21 protein-coding genes are annotated in these 20,876 nt (G+C 35.3%); 14 read left to right on the plus strand and 7 right to left on the minus strand.

The features are described from left to right. Positions 1-6: 6 nt before the first annotated feature. From traK to H8R22_RS09995, 7 genes are all read left to right on the plus strand, one after another. Positions 7-630, plus strand: coding sequence for a conjugative transposon protein TraK (traK, locus tag H8R22_RS09965; protein ID WP_131910820.1), 624 nt, complete (start codon positions 7-9; stop codon positions 628-630). Positions 631-641: 11 nt separating this feature from the next. Further along, on the plus strand, positions 642-863 hold the full coding sequence (locus H8R22_RS09970) for a nitrogen regulatory IIA protein (protein WP_442899841.1): 222 nt from the start codon (positions 642-644) through the stop codon (positions 861-863). A gap of 52 nt (positions 864-915) precedes the next feature. Then, positions 916-2,244 (plus strand): conjugative transposon protein TraM, encoded by a 1,329-nt coding sequence (traM, locus tag H8R22_RS09975; RefSeq protein WP_131910821.1) that lies wholly within the window; start codon positions 916-918, stop codon positions 2,242-2,244. A 25-nt stretch (positions 2,245-2,269) separates the two neighbouring features. After that, a complete protein-coding gene (traN, locus tag H8R22_RS09980) occupies positions 2,270-3,163 on the plus strand; it encodes a conjugative transposon protein TraN (protein ID WP_182651729.1) in 894 nt (297 codons plus the stop codon). Between the two features lie 27 nt (positions 3,164-3,190). Continuing rightward, the gene (locus H8R22_RS09985; RefSeq protein WP_182651730.1) at positions 3,191-3,751 is read left to right on the plus strand and encodes a conjugal transfer protein TraO; all 561 of its coding nucleotides are present in this window, start codon (positions 3,191-3,193) and stop codon (positions 3,749-3,751) included. An 18-nt stretch (positions 3,752-3,769) separates the two neighbouring features. Next, positions 3,770-4,210, plus strand: a complete 441-nt coding sequence (locus tag H8R22_RS09990) for a DUF3872 domain-containing protein (protein ID WP_131910824.1) — start codon at positions 3,770-3,772, stop codon at positions 4,208-4,210. 217 nt (positions 4,211-4,427) lie between these two features. After that, entirely contained in the window at positions 4,428-4,976 is a 549-nt protein-coding gene (locus H8R22_RS09995; RefSeq protein WP_131910825.1) for a sigma factor-like helix-turn-helix DNA-binding protein, read from the plus strand. 267 nt (positions 4,977-5,243) lie between these two features. Here H8R22_RS09995 and H8R22_RS10000 read toward each other — a convergent pair whose 3' ends face one another. The 7 genes from H8R22_RS10000 to H8R22_RS10030 form a co-directional block, all read right to left on the minus strand. Further along, positions 5,244-6,050: a PRTRC system ThiF family protein gene (locus H8R22_RS10000; RefSeq protein ID WP_131910826.1), complete on the minus strand. Its 807-nt coding sequence runs from the start codon at positions 6,048-6,050 to the stop codon at positions 5,244-5,246. Then, positions 6,050-6,772, minus strand: coding sequence for a PRTRC system protein B (locus H8R22_RS10005; RefSeq protein WP_182651731.1), 723 nt, complete (start codon positions 6,770-6,772; stop codon positions 6,050-6,052). Before H8R22_RS10005 ends, H8R22_RS10000 begins: the two co-directional genes overlap by 1 nt. Next, positions 6,769-7,944 (minus strand): hypothetical protein, encoded by a 1,176-nt coding sequence (locus tag H8R22_RS10010; protein WP_099715391.1) that lies wholly within the window; start codon positions 7,942-7,944, stop codon positions 6,769-6,771. Before H8R22_RS10010 ends, H8R22_RS10005 begins: the two co-directional genes overlap by 4 nt. A 17-nt stretch (positions 7,945-7,961) precedes the next feature. After that, positions 7,962-8,180 carry a PRTRC system protein C gene (locus H8R22_RS10015; RefSeq protein WP_099715392.1) on the minus strand — a complete coding sequence of 73 codons (219 nt, stop codon included), beginning with the start codon at positions 8,178-8,180 and terminating at the stop codon, positions 7,962-7,964. Positions 8,181-8,197: 17 nt separating this feature from the next. Then, positions 8,198-8,734, minus strand: a complete 537-nt coding sequence (locus H8R22_RS10020) for a PRTRC system protein E (RefSeq protein WP_099715393.1) — start codon at positions 8,732-8,734, stop codon at positions 8,198-8,200. A 93-nt stretch (positions 8,735-8,827) separates the two neighbouring features. After that, positions 8,828-9,901, minus strand: a complete 1,074-nt coding sequence (locus H8R22_RS10025; RefSeq protein WP_187010256.1) for a DUF932 domain-containing protein — start codon at positions 9,899-9,901, stop codon at positions 8,828-8,830. Between the two features lie 45 nt (positions 9,902-9,946). Continuing rightward, positions 9,947-10,324, minus strand: coding sequence for a single-stranded DNA-binding protein (locus tag H8R22_RS10030; RefSeq protein ID WP_099715395.1), 378 nt, complete (start codon positions 10,322-10,324; stop codon positions 9,947-9,949). An 835-nt stretch (positions 10,325-11,159) separates the two neighbouring features. Here H8R22_RS10030 and H8R22_RS10035 point away from each other — a divergent pair. The 7 genes from H8R22_RS10035 to H8R22_RS10065 all read left to right on the plus strand — a co-directional run bounded on the left by H8R22_RS10035 (position 11,160) and on the right by H8R22_RS10065 (position 20,659). Beyond that, positions 11,160-12,752 (plus strand): type I restriction-modification system subunit M, encoded by a 1,593-nt coding sequence (locus H8R22_RS10035; RefSeq protein WP_182651734.1) that lies wholly within the window; start codon positions 11,160-11,162, stop codon positions 12,750-12,752. A gap of 1 nt (position 12,753) precedes the next feature. Continuing rightward, positions 12,754-13,914, plus strand: coding sequence for a restriction endonuclease subunit S (locus H8R22_RS10040; protein WP_187010257.1), 1,161 nt, complete (start codon positions 12,754-12,756; stop codon positions 13,912-13,914). 11 nt (positions 13,915-13,925) lie between these two features. Further along, positions 13,926-14,117 (plus strand): hypothetical protein, encoded by a 192-nt coding sequence (locus H8R22_RS10045; protein ID WP_099715398.1) that lies wholly within the window; start codon positions 13,926-13,928, stop codon positions 14,115-14,117. A 158-nt stretch (positions 14,118-14,275) separates the two neighbouring features. After that, positions 14,276-15,580, plus strand: coding sequence for a Fic family protein (locus H8R22_RS10050; RefSeq protein ID WP_099715399.1), 1,305 nt, complete (start codon positions 14,276-14,278; stop codon positions 15,578-15,580). 40 nt (positions 15,581-15,620) lie between these two features. Then, positions 15,621-18,458 (plus strand): type I restriction endonuclease subunit R, encoded by a 2,838-nt coding sequence (locus H8R22_RS10055; RefSeq protein ID WP_187010258.1) that lies wholly within the window; start codon positions 15,621-15,623, stop codon positions 18,456-18,458. Positions 18,459-18,489: 31 nt separating this feature from the next. Then, entirely contained in the window at positions 18,490-19,482 is a 993-nt protein-coding gene (locus H8R22_RS10060; RefSeq protein ID WP_099715401.1) for a nucleoid-associated protein, read from the plus strand. Then, positions 19,463-20,659: a hypothetical protein gene (locus H8R22_RS10065; RefSeq protein ID WP_131910829.1), complete on the plus strand. Its 1,197-nt coding sequence runs from the start codon at positions 19,463-19,465 to the stop codon at positions 20,657-20,659. The genes H8R22_RS10060 and H8R22_RS10065 overlap by 20 nt, the downstream gene beginning before the upstream one ends. The last annotated feature ends 217 nt before the right edge of the window (positions 20,660-20,876 follow it).

The following is a 20,876-nucleotide window of genomic DNA, read 5'->3' on the forward strand; positions in this document are numbered from 1 at the left end:
TAAAAAATGGAATTTAAAACGCTAAGAAATATCGAAAACAGTTTTCGCCAAATCAGGTTGTACGCTCTTGTATTTGCCGTTCTCTGCATCAGTGTTGCAGGATATGCAGTATGGCAATCTTACCGCTTTGCAGAAGAACAGCGCCAGAAGATCTATGTACTGGACAATGGCAAATCACTAATGCTGGCACTTGCACAGGATGCGTCCATCAACCGACCGGTCGAAGCAAGGGAACATGTAAGACGTTTTCACGAACTGTTCTTTACGCTGGCTCCCGATAAAAATGCTATCGAAAGTAATATGAGCCGGGCGTTTAACCTTGCCGATAAAAGTGCTTTTGATTATTACAAAGACCTTTCGGAAAAGGGATATTACAACCGTATTATATCGGGCAACGTACAGCAACGTATCGAAGTAGATAGTGTGGTCTGCAATTTCGACACCTATCCCTATGCGGCACGTACCTATGCCAGACAGTTCATCATCCGTTCCAGTAATGTGACCAAACGTAATCTGGTTACTTCCTGTTTTCTTGTGAACTCTGTCCGTTCGGACAATAACCCGCAGGGCTTCAATATCGAAAAGTTTACTGTTGTGGAAAACAAAGATATAGAGGTCATTGAACGCTAAAAACGTAGGATATGAAAAAATTACGAACTGATATGGACAATTGGTTTGAGAAACTGGATGAACGTTGGCGAACACTGCCTTTAAGAAAACAGCACAAGTACACGCTTTACTTTTTTGCGGGGTATCTGTTGCTTAGCGCAGGGGTTATTTTCAAAGTATGGTATGATACCAGCAAGTCCAATAACGATATGGTCATTGAGCATATCGAAAATCCTGTTTTCAAAAAGAAATGAAGTCCTGCACTCTTGCAGGATACAGTATCAACAATTTTAAAAAATGACATTCATGAAAGAAAATGAGAATAAAAAAACGGTTGTTCGGGTAACGGAAGGTAACCCAGCAGCAACCGAAGATGTTTTGCAAGAAAGTACACAGAACAAAGCCCAAAAGCTTAAAAAACCACTTATATTCGGTTTGATGGGTGTTGTGTTCATCGGCTGTATGTACTTGATATTTAAACCGTCTTCCGAGAAAAAGGAAATCGATAAAATCGGACTGAACGAGGTTGTACCTCAGGCTACTGGCGCAGGAATGCCTGCCGATAAGGGTAAGGCATACGAGGAGGAAATGCTAGAACGTAAGAATCAGGAAAAGAGGAACGCTCTCACATCTCTTTCTGATTACTGGAATACCGACGAAAATGTAGAAGCGGAGGAGGAGCTACCTAAAGAAGAAGAAAGCTACAGCAGTGCCAACGGATCTGGAAAACAAAGTAATCCCGCTTTAAACAGTTACCGCAACGTGCAAAGCACATTAGGCTCTTTCTATAAGGACGATAATTCTGAGACGCAGGAACTCCGCAAGCAATTGGAAGAATTAAAGGAAAAACTGGCTGAGAAAGACGTTCCAGCCAAAGTAACGGTTGATGATCAATTAGCATTGATGGAGAAATCCTATCAGATGGCTGCAAAATATCTTCCTTCAGGTACAAATATGGGGGAAGTTGTACCTGCCAATGATGCTGTTTCTAAGTCGTCTTCATCTACACAAAAAGAGCAGTTCGTGGCATTCACTTCTGCAAGAAAGAACACCGTATCTGCCTTGTACCGTGAGCCTAACGATAGTGCCTTTTTAGCAGATTGGAGTCAAAACAAGAACAGCGGTTTTTATACTGCCAGTGCTTTAGAACAAGTGGTACAACCCAAAAACAGTATTAAAGCCTGTGTACAGGAAACGCAGACCATTATTGGTGAAACTGGAGTACGATTACGGTTACTGGAACCCGCCCAAACGCCTAATCGTAGCATTCCCAAAGGAACAATTTTAACGGCTAATGCCAAACTTGAGGGAGGACGTTTACAGCTCAAAGTTACTTCCATAGAACTGGACGGAAATATCCTCCCGGTTGATATTACGGTTTATGATCTGGACGGTCAGCAGGGTTTGTATGTGCCGTATTCGCCCGAAATGAATGCCCTTGGCGAAATGGCTGGCAATATGAGCCAGCAATCCGGGACGAGCCTGATGCTTACCCAATCGGCAGGACAACAGGTTGCCGCTGATTTGAGCCGTGGTGTAGTACAGGGCATTTCGGGCTATTTCTCCAAAAAAGTGAAGACACCGAAAGTTACCTTAAAGGCAGGGCATCAACTGTTCCTTGTTTCCAAAAAATAATGTTAAACATAAATAGAATTAAACAATGAAAAATTACTTAAAAACCTTTTGGGCATTTGCCATGATTATTGGCTTTGCAGTATCCTCTTTTGCACAGGACAGCGCAATAACTCCTCTTGCTTTGGGTAAGATAGAACCGTACCTTATGGAAGTTACTTATGACAAGACTTCGCATCTGATTTTCCCGACCGCTATCCGCTACGTGGATCTGGGCAGTGAATACTTGATTGCAGGAAAAGCAGAAGATGCCGAAAATGTACTACGTGTAAAAGCATCGGTAAAAGAATTTGAACCGGAAACCAATTTTTCGGTAATTACCAATGACGGCCATTTTTACAGTTTCAATGTGAATTACAGCTCATCCCCGGAGGTGTTGAGTTATGACCTGCTAACAATGCAAAAGACAGAGGACAAGGCTAATGGAAGTGATGTACTTTTTGAAGAGTTGGGTAACAACTCACCATCTCTGGCAGGCTTGTTACTGGAAACAATTTACAAAAACGATAAAAGCATTGTAAAGCATATCGGGGCGAAAAGTTTCGGCATACAGTTTCTCCTGAAAGGAATTTACATCCATAATGGTAAATACTATTTCCATACGGAACTCGCAAACCGTACCAATGTTCCTTTCCAGATTGATTTTATAAATTTCAAAGTGATGGATAAAAAGATTGCCAAGCGAACCGTGGTGCAGGAAAGACCAATGATGCCATTACGCACTTACAAGCCGCTGGACGAGATTGGTGGGAAAATGACCGAACAAAATGTGTTTCTGTTGAATCAGTTTACCATTGCCGATGACAAAGTGTTATTAATTGAGATTTTCGAGAAGAATGGGGGCAGAAATCAAACACTTCAGATAGAAAATTCAGATTTGATCAAGGCTCGCTTGATTAACAATATGCATCTAAAATTTTAGTAATCCATTAAACGTAATAACAGAAAAATGAAAAAGTATATTTATACGATGATGTTTGCCTTTATGGGTATTACTATCGCACAGGCACAACGAATGTTGCCTAAACAGAAAGGATTGGAAGTAAACGCAGGAACTCTATCTAATAATAATCCTAGCAGGAACTACTACTTTAATATAGGTATGACCGTAAACGGTAACAACGGCAATTATAAGCTTTGGGCTTTGGAATATACCCATCAATATTATGGATACAAAGATCTCGGTATACCGAACGAAACCTATACAGCCGAAGGCGGTTACAGTTTCTTCCTGCTGGGTGATACCCGTAAGAACATTACCCTGAATGCAGCAATAACTGGTGTACTGGGTTATGAAAGCATTAACCGTGGCGAAGCTTTGTTGTATGACGGGGCAAAAATACTGACTGAGGACAATTTCATTTACGGGGCAGGCGGACGGCTGTCTTTTGAAACATACTTGTCCGACCGTTTTGTGATGATTCTTCAGGGTCGCACAAAAGTTTTGTGGGGTACGGATCTGGAACAGTTCCGACCTTCAGCCGGTCTGGGATTGAGGATTAACTTTTAACTTTTAAAATATAAAACAATGATAGCATTTTTCAATAAATTCAAAATTGGCTTACTGCCAATGTATGTATTATTGGCAATCCTGATAAATTCTGTTACATCCTGTGGCAAAGACGAATTGGAAATACAAGATGATTTCCCTTTTGAGGTAAAGGTGATGCCAGTACCCAAAGAAATTGCTAATGGCAATTCCGTTGAGATTAGGCTTACGATACAGCCAACCGGTAATTACAGTAACACACAATATTTTATTCGTTACTTCCAATTTGACGGACAAGGAACTTTGCATTATTACGATGAACCTCCGTATCTGCCCAACGATTTGTATCCGTTGCGGGCTAAGCAATTCAGGTTGTATTATACTTCGGGCTCCACCGTCTCCCAATCCTTTGATGTATGGATTTCGGATAATTTCGGGAACGAAAGGCAGTTGAACTTTGAGTTTAACAGTAGCGATTAACTGCCAGGTATTCGTTTACGTTTATATTATAAACATTTGCATTTAATCACAACCCGAAGTTGATCTTCGGGTTGTTTCATTTCCTGTTTTCCAGACGTATCTATAATACAAACATTGGATAACTCCATAAACCTTACTATCTTTAAATAAAATATAGAAAAAAGACTTTACGAAAGAGGATATTATTTCAGTGATAAAGTAATTTAACTGCATTCCTATGAAAGATGTTATAGCACGTACCAATAGATTTTATATCGAAATGTCCCGAAGAGTACTTTCTGAAAAGGAATATGATGTATTGCTGAAGCTCCTGATAGAAAAAATGACACTACAGGAAGTGGCCTCCATTTATGGGGTCACCGGTGAAAGCATCCGCCAAATTTACGAAAGTACATATAAAAAAGTACAGAGCGTAACCCAGTTACTTGCTGAAATTGAATACTATAAGCAAAAATTAGAACAGTTAAAATATGACTTTAAATGCGAGACCAAGCAAATCAAAAAAAGTAAAAATAATACTGAAATTGTCCTGCATATAATGCTTTATGAAAGCCATTTTCCTTTTAGTAAGAGAATGCATAACATGTTCGAGGTTTTGGATATTCAAACCATAGGACAACTAGCCGAAATACCTCTAAAAAGTTTTGGGTGTTTCAGGGGATTTAAAGAACAGTGCAAAAAAGAACTGACCGCATTTATAGAGTTTGAAAACATTGAACATCTTTTTGAGGGTTTTTCTGTGTGGAAAAAACAGCCAATCCAGTAATTTGGAATGACAGAAAATCCAGTTATAGTAAGGCGACGTTCTTTTGCTTCTTTTCTTTGGTGGCTGATGTGGAAAGAAAAGAAGTCGGCTGAAACAACGAAAGGGATAATGAATATCCCTTAGAAATAAGATTCCAACCTGTTTGGTAAAATGCGGAGTGAGGAAGTGCGAAAGGTGCATTTTGGTAAAGTGGTTGCACCGATTTGGCGCAAAAAGACTGTCCCGACCATCAGAAGGGAGTGTCTTTTTGCCGCCCGATTTTGACTATCAGGCGACTTTTATGGGATGGGTGCGAAAGTCCTTTAGATTGTGAAAAAATCCCCTGTACGGTGTCATACCATGCCGAAATAAGTTCCATAAAAGGGAGCATCCCATTTGGGTTAAAGAGGAATTGATAAACAAATCCTGTTTCTCAAGTGCTTCTGCTAAACTGCAGCTTGGCGTGTCATCCTCTTGTTCGGACTGCTTTAATAACTCTCCAAATTCTTCGGTAATCATTGGCAGGCTTGCCACCGTTTCGTATTTCTCCGAATTGGGTTGATGAATGTTTCCTATGGTAGACAGCAACACTTGTCCTGTATGCTGGCTATTGCCAAAATCCAGCCAATATTTCGGTTCGTCCCTGTGGTGTCTGCGGTTGCCTATTTCTTTCAGTATTTCAGCAACGCCAAACCTTGCCTGTACATTATCCACGCAGGTAATGTAAATAGTTGCCTGTGCTTCTTCGGGTATTCTGCCCGAACTGTCCTTTTCAAACTTTGCGGTTTCGGCTTTCCAATTCGTCCCTGAAAAGCGGTTTACACGGTTGATTAGTGCAACGGACTTGTACAAGCCTGTTTCACTCTCTGCAAAACGCTGTCTTCCTAAATTGGCATTGGTTACAGTATCATCATCCCATAGGCGGACACGTAAGCCTGCGTGTCCCAATTCGATTAAGCTGTGGTTCATTTCCATTAAAGCGGTCAGAACCTTTGAGCCTGTCCCACCTGCACCGATTAAGTTTACCGTAATGGGATTGGTAGGGCTTATCAGATAGTTATCGGTAAAATGTACTTTTAGTTTCTCGGTATTCATCACAATAGATTTTTAATGGTTTTGTTGTTCTTTTTCAATACATCATTAGGAAAGGCTTCGCTAGTTTCAATCAATTTTTTCCAAAGGCTTACGCAATTCCCTTTTATGGGACTGTGTTCTCCTAATAGATGGCTGAAATAGCTATTAAAAAAGTAGTCTTCCCAAGCACTTATAAATTCCTCCACGGAAGCGGAATTTTTAATGTCTATACTTACAGTTCCCATACACACTTTACCGTCTTCATAAATGTTGAAGAAAGGAGCAAAATACAATGGTGTATTTTCTGTTGGTCTTCTGTCAGTAGTAATAGCAAATAGTGCTAGGCTGTTTTTACTGGCATACCAAAGCATTGATGGTACATGTGCTTTGCCGTTGGGTATGCCCAAACCCTTCACAAAATAAAATTGCTGTTTCTGTGCTTTGGTGTACCAAAGTACCGTGCCTTTTTCGCTCGGATTGATATGCAATATATTGGTCGGTAAAATTCCTTTTGGCTTTAAAAAGGCTTTGTCCTTTTCTTTGTCGGTGTGTAACGCCTTTGCTAACACTTTAGCTTCATTTACGGTCAATGGATGGGCATTGACAGGATTTCCGTTTTTGTCCATATCAAAATGCTCCACGTACATATTGGTATTCGTTCCTTTGGTTTGATAAAAAACCAATGCGGATTTTGGGTGGTAAAGCGTTCCAAAATTCTCAGTTATGTCATTTATGTTGTTCATTTTCTAGAGGTTTTATAGTCATATAATAGTGTGCATAGTTCATCCAAAAGGGCAAATAAACGGTTCTCAAAATCAAGATTGGTTTGTGTTATGTTGCTTCCGTCAAAGCGTTTGCAAATAGTAGGTTCTTCCATTGCTCCATACTCGTTAAACTCATTGTTAATGCTGTCGGTAAGCCTCTCATACAGCCAACCTGTGGTATCTGCTATAAAGGAGATATACTTTTCCATTCCAACGGTTTCGGAGTCATTCTCATCATTATAGGGGTCTACTTCGGGTCTTGGAGCGTTTCGAAAAATGCTCTCGTGTGGATATTGCGTATAGAGAACAAAGGCATCGCAAGCCACTTTTTGACATTCCAAGTCGAATGTATCACGGCTTTTAAAGTGTCTTAAGCGTTGTTCAAATATCTGTAAATTGATACGGTTGAATAGTTTTTGTTCTATCCGTTCGCCTATCCATTCGGCTTTTACAATCTCTGCAATACAGCTATTTGTTTCTTCGGTATAATCATCCTGTTCAATCCAATCGTTCATCATTTCGTACATCCAATACAGATAGCTGTTTTCCTGTCTGTAATAGGGTATATCGGCAATATGATACAGATAACTGCAAACCGAAACGAGCAATTGAGCCGTCTTTTTACGCTTTGGGTCATTGAGCATTTGAAAGAGTGGAACAATTGGAATATAGTACAGGGTTGTACCTGTGCCGTATCGTTCCTCGCTTGTAAAAAATGTTTTCTTACTATCCTGTACCAAACGTAAATTATCCCAATTGACATTGTTCTTTTTTAACTTGTTTTCCGCATCCCACATAGCCAAAGCTATATTATAGGGATAGCCATAATCTTTCGTTTGTAACGGTTCAATGCCGTAATGTTCTGCAAGTTGGGAAAGGGACTTGTAAAAATCCCTCTCTATTTTTGCTGTTTTCTTACAAGCTTGTACGGATTGAACTGTTTTGAGTTTTGGCAGAAACGCACACTTTAGAAAACCATTGGCAGCATTGCTATCGGTACGGATTTCTGTTTGTCTTTCTGTACTTCGTTTGTGTCTTTGGCTCTCTGCATACATTGTGCGAACTCGCCCAATTGTCGGTGCAGTTGCCGTTGTGTTTTTTGTTCGGGTATGCTGATAGTTCCCGATAGGATATTGCTTTGCATAGTTCATCGTTTTTAATTTTTGGTTTAACCTTTTGTTCCCATTACGCTTTCCAATTTGTATTCTATCCTATCATCACGGATAATAGGGGCAGATACTTTTGCCGTGGTTAGTATGGGATACGTATTGGCGTAAAAATTCAATACCGCTTCCACACTCCAACGTGGTTCGGGGTCGGTCAGTCTGATGTCCTGTCCTTTATCTTTAAGTATAAATACTCTTTCTAACTGTGTTGCTAATAACATAACTCTTGGATTTTGTATTAAACATTAGGTTGCTCTGTCGCAAACAGACCTGTTGAAGAAAATTGGTTTGATAGTTCCGATTTGCGTTTTCGTATCTCGTCCGCTTTTTCGGGGTAGTCGGTAATTTCGGGTACTTTCATCCACGCATCACGGAATTTGCCTTCTTTTTCCAATTCATCCGCTTTTGCCATTCCCTCTTTAAATTTCTTGTCTTTGGCTTCCTGTTCCTTTTTCTCTTTTTCGCCTTTTTCCTTTTCCATTGCCGATTGCTTTTTAGCTTCTTCCAACTGTTTCATAAAGGCTTCCATATTTACCATTAAACCCGAAGCGGTTTGTAAAGGTGTTGCTATCTGCTGAAAAAATCCCTCATCCAATTCATCTGCTGTTCCCCTTAAATTAAGCGGAGGTATCAGTTGTTTTGCAGTATCTCCGCATTGTTCGTTTTGGAGAATAACCGATACAATAAGGTTGTTTTCTGCTCCCTTTGCTATGGTTAGGTGCAAATCTCCTTGTATGTCCATTTGTGCTATCTGATTGAAAAAATTTGTGTTCATCGTTCTAAAATTTAATTGTCCATTTTTTTAATGTCTTCACATTATAAAGTTTTTTAAAGGCTACCACCATTTAAGACGGTAGCCTAAGGGTATTTAATTAAGGTTTAAGATTTCCGCTCCTTCTGTTGCAAAAGAGGTACACAGTTCAAAAGCCTTTTGGGTTTTTAGCTGTGCCGTACCACCCATTACAATACTCTGTAGCTTGGCTTCATTATCTTTGTAATTGCGTACATTCTGATAGTATCCTGTCACGGCGTTATACGCTCCAAACAAAGTACCTTTGGTTGTTTCCATCTGCTGTGTATCACTAAGCATAGCGTAGGTAAAAGCATCTTCTACTGTGTTTTTGAACAAGGTGGAAACTTCATCTTCCGCACCTTTTTTCAATAAATCAAATGTTTCCTTATTTGGACAAAGCGATAATTGGATTAGCTTTTTTACCTCTTGGTCAGTTACCTTTACTTTAGCCCATTGGTTGAATATGCCCTCTAATTGGTTGCTCAGTGTATTTGCCAATCCCATAACCTTGTGAGCATCATCCAAACGCTGTTTTGCTCCCGAAGTATGTTTGATGCGTACCACGTTACTCATCGAACGAAGCGAAGCATTAAGGGTGTTTTGGCATACGATTCGGATAGGTGTAAATGCTGCGGTAATGCTTCCGCTGCCATCGTGCGAAGTAGTCAAAAAAATGTACTTTTCGATAACATCGTCTCCATTGCCTACTCGGATGTAGTCGGGCAGTTTTGCGGTGATAAAAATGCGCTCCCCGTTGCCCAATGCTCCTGCGGTTTCATATAATATGCCTTCGTCACCGCCTACAATGGCATCGAAGAAATTGAACGCTTCAGGGTTTTGTACAATGTGGTAATCCTTGCCGACTACTCCCAATACCGCATTGTTATCGGTGCGTATGTTGGCGAAATAGTTAGGTACTTCCAATTCGCTGTTGCCTATCTCTATGCCGTTAGCCGTTTCGATAATGCCGGAACCTTTTGTAAATAGGGGGCTTTTAGCTACTTCATAGTCTAATCCTGCATGTTTTATCGCTTCTCCGCTTGTTGGGTATTGCTCCACAATCTGCCCCAATCCGTGCCATGCTTTTTCTTTTACGCTAAAGAATGAATAACGTCCTGTTTCGCTGTTAAAATTGATATTATGTGCCATGATTTTAAAATTTTAAATTGTTAAAAATTATTTAGATGCTCGTTGTTAAAACGGGAGATCGTCCTTTGTATCGTCATTGTTGTTTCCTGTAGAAGCCTGTTCCGCTTCGGTTTTCTTACCGCCCCCGTGAAGCTTGATTTGCGAGGTGTTGAAGTTCAGTCCTGCGTGTGGTTGTCCGTCACTGCCTGTCCACGCTCTTGCACTCACTTTGCCTGTCAGTTCTACCACCGTGCCTTTTGTGAGTATCTGCGCTACTTTTGGACTAAGCCAATAGGCGCAGTCGAAATACGTTGTCTGCTCTATGCGCTCACCCGCTTTGTTTTTGTAGCTGTCGTTGATGGCTACCGAAAAGTTTACTACTGTTTTGCTGTTGGACACGTTGCGTACCTGCGCATCCGCTGTCACTCTTCCTGTGATGTTCATAATTTCTACGATTTTTAGTGATTAATTTTTTTTGAAATTTTATTCGGCAATGTGAGGAGGTGCTGTTTTGTTTCATCAAATCCATTTGTAATATTTTATTTCTCATTGCTGACATTTTTTTTATTCGTCTAAAGAGCCGGAGTATGCTATGTTTTGTTTCATGAGCATAAAAAGGTGAGTGTTTAGCAATAGCAAGGCTTTGATAAAAAATACAACCTGGATGGGTGGAGATTTTTTGGCAAATCTGAAGGACCAGGCCTTGCTATTGCGTAAAGAACACGGAGTTACCTTTGCTCTTGAAATAAGACAAAAGCATACTGGTTTTTGAATATAAAAATGAAGGGGAAGTAATGATGATTTGTATTACTCAAATGCAAATGAGATTAAAATTTGACAAAGGATTAAATATCCTAACTCAATTACAGACCCATCCATTGGATTCAGTATATTCAATCTATAAGCCGCATTAATTATTTTACCATTATGGCTGAGCTTTGAAATAATAAGGTATTCATAAAATGATCTAAGGTGACGTGGGAAAAGATTGTAATTGATTTGGAATAGGAGCGGTAGCGCAACGAGGACATGGAAGATTTAATATGAGGGATTGAAAGAGTGTTTATCAAGCCCTATTTTTATGAATTTTCCATCGTTACCTGTCTAAAAATAAGTTTGATTCTTGGGTAGAAAACCGGTTAAATTGACCAGCATTTTTTGGCATAAAATCGTATGAAATTGTATGCAGGATTTTATAAGAAAATTGAAAAATAAGTTTTTACCGTATATAAGTTTATAACTACTTTAGCCAATATTCAAAAAAAGTCAAAAAAACACAATGTCAGACGAACAAAAGAAACTCTTAGAAACCCAATTATGGGCGATTGCCAATATCCTAAGAGGTAAAATATCAGCCAATCAATTTCAAGACTACATATTAGGTTTTATTTTCTACAAATACCTTTCGGAAAAATTAGAAAAAAAAGCCAATGAGTTCCTAAAGCCAGATGGAATCGTGTTTAATACTATTGACGAAAATAGTAGTGATGGTAAAGCTGTTTTAGAAGCGTTAAAAGAAGCCATTGTTGAAGCACTAGGATATTTTCTAAAACCATCCGAACTGTTTACAAATCTTGCAAAAAAAGGAAATGCAAAGGTTATTAATCAAGACGATGAAGAGCAAATTCAAAGCACTTTTATTCTCGAAGATTTAGCCAACGTTTTGAACTCTATCGAAAAAAGTACCATGGGTTCTGATAGTCAAGACGATTTTGACAACCTATTCTATGATATCGATTTAAACTCTACTAAAATAGGTCGTACCACCAAAGACCGTAACGATGTCATTGTAAAAATACTTACAGCATTGGACGAAATTGATTTCGATTTAGACAATACCGAAGGTGATGTTTTGGGTGATGCTTATGAGTATTTGATTGCACAATTTGCAGCAGGTGCCGGACAAAAAGCAGGAGAATTTTACACACCGCAACAAGTATCGAGTATCTTGGCCAAAATTGTGACTACTCGCAAAAGCAAGTTAAAATCAGTTTATGACCCAACATGTGGATCCGGTTCGCTTTTACTTCGTGTGGCACGAGAGGTAGAAGAAGTAGGACATTTTTACGGTCAAGAACAAAACCGTACCACCTACAACTTAGCGCGAATGAACATGATTTTGCACGATGTGAATTATCATAAGTTCGATATTAAAAACGAAGACACGCTCGAAAAACCGCAACACTTGGATTTTAAGTTTGATGCCATTGTAGCCAATCCACCATTCTCAGCAAAGTGGTCTGCAAATCCTATTTTTACAAATGACGAGCGATTTTCGCAATACGGCAGACTGGCACCTGGAACCAAAGCTGATTTTGCTTTTATCCAACACATGGTGCATCAGTTAGACGATAGCGGTATTATGGCCTGTATTGCGCCGCATGGCGTATTGTTTCGAGGTGCTGCCGAAGGACATATTAGGAAGTATTTAATTGAAGATTGCAACTACATTGATGCCATTATTGGTTTACCGTCTAACTTGTTTTATGGCACGAGTATTCCAACCTGTATTTTGGTCTTGAAGAAATGCAAAGAAACGCCAGAAAACATTTTATTCATTGATGCCAGTAATGATTTTGAAAAAGTAAAAAATCAAAACGTACTACGTGAATTTGACATTGATAAAATTATTGAAACCTACCAAAACAGGACCGTAATAGACAAATATTCTAACGTAGCAACTCTCGAAGAAGTAAAAGCCAACGATTACAACCTGAACATTCCTCGATATGTAAATACTTTTGAAGAAGCCATCTCAATTGATGTAAATGCAGTGGCGGATCAATTGCAAAGCATTGATTTAAAAATGAATGAAGTGGATAAAACCATTGTTTCGTTTTGTAGTGAATTAAATATCAAAACTCCTTTTTAATATGGAAACACTTCAACCAAAATTAAGGTTTCCAGAGTTTGAGGGTACTTGGGAGTTTAAAAATTTAAGAGAAATTACCTCACTAATAACTAAAGGTACTACACCAAAGACTTTTTCTGAAAACGGTGTAAATTTTATAAAAATAGAATGTTTGAATGGTCATAATATAGACACCAGTAAATGTTTGTTTATTGATGAAAAAACACATAACAAAGAGTTAAAAAGATCTATACTACAGGAAAATGATTTACTATTTGCTATAGCCGGTGCAACAATAGGTAAATGTACAACTGTAAAAAAAGAAGCTTTACCAGCAAATACAAATCAAGCTCTTGCCATTATTAGACTAAAAGAAAAAGAAAATAAAGATTATATTTTTCAAATTCTTACATCTGAATGTATGAGTAAATATATTAAAGATAATATTTCTGTTGGTGCCCAACCAAATTTAAATTTAGAGCAAATTAATTCTTTTTCATTCAGTTATCCATCCCACGAAGAACAAACCCGCATAGCCAATTTCCTCTCATTAGTAGATGAAAAACTAAATCTTTTAAAAGAAAAAAAATCCCTTTTAGAAGAGTACAAAAAAGGCATCATGCAAAAAATTTTCAACCAAGAAATCAGGTTTAAAGATGATAAAGGTAATGATTTTGAGGAGTGGGAAAATTTCAAATTAGGAGTATTTGCGAAAATAACTACAGGTTCTTCAAATAGAGAAGATAGTAATTTAGATGGGGAATATACTTTTTTTGATAGATCGCAAGATATCAGGTCAAGTGACAGATTTTTGTTTGATGCTGAGGCGATAATTGTTCCAGGTGAAGGTCAAGAGTTTATTCCTAAATATTTTAAAGGTAAATTTGATTTACACCAACGTACTTATGCAATTATGAATTTTGGAAATAATGATGGTGTGTTTTTGTTTTACTCAATAACTCATAATAAAAACCATTTGAATTCTCACGCAGTTGGCTCTACTGTGAAATCATTAAGACTTCCAATGTTTGAAAGTATGCCAATTAATTTACCTTCATTACGGGAACAAACCAAAATCGCTAATTTCCTTTCGGCAATTGATGAAAAAATAGCATTAGTTTCCAATCAAATACAAGATACCCAAGAATATAAAAAAGGATTGTTACAGCAAATGTTTGTGTAAATAAAAACACTATGGAAAATAAAAAAATTATCGATTACATTATTTTAGAAATGGAATCAAAAGAGTTTCTAGTAATTGAGGTTTTAAACAAGATTAAAGAGGGATATCTTCCATTAGGAGGAATTTCATTGGCTGTAGATTCTGGAAAATTGACAGTATTTAAATATTTTGCTCAGGCTATGGTTAAATACGATGATAAATAAATGATATCCTAATCCGAAATACTATTAGAATAAAATCTAATTGAAAAATTGGATGATAAAAATGTATTGTTGCAGCAAATGTTTGTGTAAATACTTCGAGATTTATCAATAATCTCGAAGTATTTACTATATTTGAACTCTTTAATAATACTGTTAAGATGGAAGATGCACCGAAAATGATTTTTAATCAAAAAATATTTGCACTGGCAAATAAACCAGATGTGGTTGTTAAGATAAAAGAAATTAATAACGAGTATTTATATTGGGATAAAGTAAAATATAAAAAAATATTAGATTTAGATCCTATACAACTTTGGTCTGCCGTAAAAATGGCAAGAGCGGTAAATTACAAAAATATCTCTTTTGGTAGTTATCAATTTAATTATGTGACTACTGATTATATTCAAAAAATACTTCACTATTTTGATATGAATATCGGTGGTTATATGGGAGCAAATAATGTTGTTCCAGATGCTGATAAAACTAGATATTTGGTAAGTGCTATTATGGAAGAAGCTATCTCTAGTAGCCAGATAGAAGGAGCCAATACTACCCGTAAAAAAGCTAAAGAAATGCTTCGTAAAGAAGTAAAACCAAAGACCAAGTCAGAACAAATGATTGTAAATAATTATGTTACAATCAAACACATCACACAAAATCGCAATGACGATTTAACCCCTGAAAAATTGTTATACGTTCACGGACTAATTGCTTGTGATACATTAGACGATAAAAAAGAGGAAGGCGCATTTAGAATATCTGATGATGTACAAGTTGTCAATCATATTGATGGCGAAGTCGTGCATACACCTCCTAGCCATAAAGAACTGGAAATATTAATTAAAGACTTATGTGACTTTTTTAATGCTGATAGTAAAGAAACTTTTATGCACCCTATCCTTAAAGCAACTACTATTCATTTTATGATTGGTTACATTCACCCTTTTACAGATGGAAATGGTAGAACGGCGCGTGCCTTGTTTTACTGGTATTTATTAAAAAAAGGATATTGGCTTACAGAGTATTTATCTATTTCAAAGATTATTCAGGATACTAAAAATCAGTACGAGAAAGCCTATTTATATACCGAAGCAGATGCCAATGATTTGACTTACTTTATGACCTATCATTTAAAGGTGATGGACAAATCGTTCGAAGCATTAAAAGAATATATTCAACTGAAACAAAAAGAAAATTTACAAATTGCAAGTTTTGTTAGAATTCCAAATGTTAATGAACGTCAAGCGCAATTATTAAAAATACTATACGATGAACCAGAAAGTATTTTTACTGTAAAAGAAGTAGAGAATAGATTTTTAATATCAAATTTTACAGCACGAACTGATTTGTTAGGTCTCGTAAATCTTGACTTTTTAGATATAATTCAAGTCAATAAAGTGAAACAAAACTTTGTGCGTTCTGAAAAATTCTTAGTATTATTAACCAAATATAAAATTAAATAAACTTCGAGATTTGTAAAGAATCTCGAACTATTAATATAACATGACATCACAATCCGAATTAATTTTAGAGCAAAATCTAGTAAACCAATTAGCTTCAAATGGATACGATAAAGTAACTATTAAAGATGAAAATAATTTACTAGTCAATCTTAAAAAGCAATTAGAAAAACACAACAACAAAGTGTTTTCTAATTCGGATTTTAAGCAAATACTAAACCACTTAACCAAGTCTAACAATGTTTTTGAAAAGGCGTTATTGCTACGCGATAAGTTTGCTTTCAAAAATGACAATAACGAATTGGTTTATGTGGAGTTCTTAAATATGGATTTCTGGTGTCAAAATCAATATCAAGTAACCAATCAAATCACGGTTGAAGGGACGTATAAAAACCGTTATGACGTAACCATTTTAATTAACGGTTTGCCCTTAGTGCAAATAGAATTAAAGAAGACGGGCTTAGAATTAAAAGAAGCCTACAATCAAATCAACCGCTACCAAAAACACTCTTTCTCAGCCAATACTCGGTTGTTTAATTATGTGCAATTATTTGTAATTAGTACCGGCGTAAATACTAAATACTTCAGCAATTTCGGAAACAAAAAACCCGATTTCAAACAAACCTTCTTTTGGACAGACGAAAACAACAAACGTATTTCTAAATTAGAGGATTTTGCCAATACCTTTTTAGAGAAATGTCATTTATCTAAAATGATTACGAAATACACCGTATTGCATGATTCTGATAAAATGTTGATGGTATTGCGTCCGTATCAATTTAATGCCGTAGAACGTATTATTGACAAGGTAAAAAACAGCAACCACAACGGTTATATATGGCACACTACAGGTTCAGGTAAAACATTAACTTCGTTCAAAGCCAGTCAAATTTTGTCACAATTACCAAAGGTGGATAAAGTAGTTTTTTGTGTAGACAGACAAGATTTAGATTACCAAACGGCTAAAGAATTCAATGCCTTCAAACCAGATTGTATTGACCCAACTAATAATACTGCCAACTTAGTACGACAGTTCAAAGACAGCAATAGCAAGCTTATTGTAACAACGATTCAAAAATTGTACAATGCTATTACGAGAGAACACCATCTTAAAACAATGGACGATCTAAAAGACAAAAAAATTGTCTTTATTTTTGATGAATGCCACCGCTCTCAATTTGGAGATACGCATAAAAAGATAACCCAATATTTTGAAAACTATCAAATGTTTGGGTTTACCGGTACACCTATTTTTGCAGAAAATGCCTCGTCTAAAAACAAGCAAAACCAAACCACGGCAAGCTTATTTGGTGAGCAATTGCATAGTTACGTTATTACCGATGCGATAAAAGATGACAATGTATTGCGTTTCTCTGTGGAGTATGTAGGGAAGTATAAAGAGCGTGAGAATTCGCAAAATGAAATTGACATTGAAGTAGAAGCAATTGATACCCAAGAATTATTACAAAGCAAAGACCGCATTGAAAAGATTACCAATTATATCATTCAGCAACATCCCATTAAAACGCAAAACAAAACGTTTACGGCTATGTTTTGCGTGAGTAGCGTAGACATGCTGATTAAATATTATGATCTATTCCTTAAATTAAAAGAAGAGGGTAAACATGATTTAAAGATGGCTACAATTTTTAGTTTCGGTGCCAATGACGAAATGATTAGCGATACAGACGATTATGATAGTAAAGATTTTAATGAGGTAGCAGAAAAGGAAGAAGTTTATAATGCCTATCATAAAAGAGATAAGCTAGAAAGTTATATAGAAAATTACAACAAAACCTTTAAAACCAATTGGACTACAAAAGACAGTCAATCCTTTTACAATTATTACAAAGACATAGCACAACGAGTACGTTCTAAACAAGTAGATATTTTATTTGTGGTTAATATGTTCCTAACAGGATTTGATAGTAAATCATTGAATACCCTATTTGTAGATAAAAATTTAAAATACCACGGTTTAATTCAAGCCTATTCCAGAACCAATAGAATTCTTGGTGATAAAAAATCACAAGGAAATATTGTCGTATTTAGGAATCTTAAAAAAGCCACTGATGATGCCATTGCCTTATTTTCAGATAAAAAGGCTAAAGAAATTATCATCTTAAAACCATACGAAACCTACGTTAAAGAAATTAATGAAGCTTACGATAATTTAACAGCAATTACTCCAACTTTTGAATCAGTTGATGATTTATATACCGAAGACGAAGAGCTAGAATTTGTAAAAGCGTTTCGTGAAATTATCCGGTTAAAAAACATAATTGCATCATTTGTAGATTTTACTTTTGACGATATTGTTTTAGGAGAACAAGAATTTGATAACTATAAATCGAAATACTTGGAGTTATCTGATAAAGGTAAAAAAGAAAAAACCTCCATACTTAACGAAGTCGATTTTGAACTAGAATTGATTCATCGTGATGATATTACAGTAACCTATATTTTAGGATTATTAGCCAAGTTAAAAGCAACAAACCCAGAGGAAAAAGAACGCAGACAAAAAGAAATACTAGATATCGTTGCAGGAGATGTCAAACTGCGCAGCAAACGCGAATTGATAGAACGTTTCATTGAAGAAAACTTGCCATTACTTGAAGATGCTTCAATAGAGGAAGGTTATGCAGCATTTATGATCGAAGAACAGCAAAAAGCCTTCAATCAATTTGTACAAGATGAAAAGATAAATGCGGACAAGCTAAAAAAACTAACAGAAGATTATTTATTCACCCAAAGAATCCCCACCAAACAAGAAGTAGTGGAAGTATTAGAACATCAACCCTCTATTTTACAAAGATCAAAAGTAGGTGATACTATTCTAAATAAATTTCTTACTTTTATCGACACGTTTTTTAATGATTAATATTTAATTTGATTGTGTAAAATAAAAATTTATGACAGTAGTAAATATAGTATTTCACCATATAATAAAAGAACTAAAAGGAAAAGCATCTTTAAAATGCTCTGATAAGTTGTTACCCATTAATGCAACTGTCAATGAATTTGTAACAAAATTAATTAAAAACTACAGTTCAAAAAATCCAACTCAAGGAACTTTTCAAGACGATCCTGATAATTATCCATTTCAAAAAAAGGTTGAATCTTATCTAAATGATGGAGATTTCTTGGCTTTTACTCAAGAATCAATGAAAATTCTGGAAAGAGCGATAGATATACCAACAACAACAGGAGGATATGTCGTTTTTGTGCATTATACTGAGAAAAATGTTGATTTTTTGATTACAGCAATGCTTGATAAAGCTGCACAATTCACAGTGGATGACGAAAATTTAGATATTGAAAAATTGATGACTCTTGATGTTGAAAAATTAGCCAGAGCTAATAGATTAAATATTAAAAGATGGCAAGATAAAGATATTTTATACCTATCGTTTATTAAAGGAACAAGAGCAGTTTCCAATTACTTTATTAAATTTATTGGCTCTACTGACATTACTTCTTCAAAAGAAAATTTTGATAAGCTAAAGGATGCTACAAATAGATATTTTATTGAAAAAAATATAAAAGCATTAGAAAAAGATAAAATTAAAGACAAATTTAAAGCCTATTTCGATGTTTGTTTTGATCAAAAAAAAGATGCTGAATTAGAGTCTATTTCCTCTCTTATTAATGACCAAGAACCAAAGGCTTTTTTAGATTTCATAAAAGAAAAAGAACTAGAAGTTAGTGGTAAAATTGCTATTCATAGAAAAACTGATTTTGATTCTTTTGTTAGAACTAAAATTGTTGAAAAAGGATATACGTTGTTTTTTGATAAATCATTGATTAAAACAAATAAAATAACACACATAGGTAATCAAATTATTATCAACGATGTTCCAGATGAATTGATAAAATTAGCTTTTGATGATGAAAAAACTTCTTGATAGTGTAGTTCAGGTTAGAAGACTTATAGATTTACAAAGTGCTGATTCAATTTCTACAATAGGTTTCCTTGTTATTACTGAAACAAATATTGAATATTTTGATTCATTGCTTGATAGTGAAATAATCGATATACTAAGCGTTGGTGAACCAAATGAAATGAAGAGTATAATGAAGGAGGACATTCCTAATTTTATCAACCAACAAGTTTATTTGGACATAAGAACAGGGAATATTAATTGCTATTTTGAAACGGTAAATGATTTTCTAAATGGTAATAAGTTTAAATTAAAAAGTGAGTTATTCTACATTGCTGAAAATGATTATTATTCAGAAGAATCAGCAGTTGTAAATGAAATAGTTAATAACTACAATAAAAACATCGAACTTATTGATTTTTTAAATTCATTATCTCATACTCATCATCTAATAGGAAATCAGCTGAAATATTATTTTTACAGGATTTCAAATAGTATTGTTGAAATTGATATAAAATATTCAATTCAAGATTTAGATTTTTTTTCTGAATTAGAAGGATTTCAGGAATTAAAAAAGGAATTTTTAGACCCGATAAGTCATAAAGACAAAAAGGAATTATTTGTAAATGAATTGGTGAATTTTATAGAGTGCAATTCAAGTGATTATTTGACAATTGTTAAAAATTGGAAAACTATTCTAAATTCTTATAATAAAAGCTATAAATTATATCTGGCTGGTTTTTCATTTGAGAAAATTAAAACATCTTCAAATGAACATTTTCAGAAATTATTAGATCGTATCTATGATTCAATAAGTAAAGTATCAGGATATATTTTTGGAATCCCAATAGGCTTTATTTTATTATTGAATTACTTTGACTATAGCGGTTTGTTAATATTCAAAAACGTCATAATTCTAATATTATCAATTCTTTTTTTTGTTTTGATATGGTACATTTTACTAAAAAATATTAAAGAATCAATAGATGCAATTGAAGAAGATATTGACGAATTTATTAATCTGATTAGTACAGTTATTGTGCTTAAGCCTATTAAAGAAAAATTAGAAAGTCTTAAAAAGGTTTCTATAAAAAAACAACGAAATAAATTACTGATAGTGAAAGGAGTTACAATATCAATATTTGCCCTAACAGTTATTGTGTTTTCTTATATATTCTTAGATATAAGTATTTATTTGTAAAAGGTTTTTATTAGATACAAAGTGCTAATGACTATAGCACTCATATTTTGCTTCGTTGAATGGTATTATAGTTTCTATCATAATTTAATTTTTTAAATTATAAATATATAATTATGACGTTCTTCAGTTAAGTCGTTGGTCTAGTTTATATATTTTAAATCAGTGGTTTAATTTATTTTGTAAGAAAATTTAGATATTTTTTTGTTTAAATGGTAAA

Source organism: Flavobacterium kayseriense, assembly GCF_014305095.1.
Classification (GTDB): domain Bacteria; phylum Bacteroidota; class Bacteroidia; order Flavobacteriales; family Flavobacteriaceae; genus Flavobacterium; species Flavobacterium kayseriense.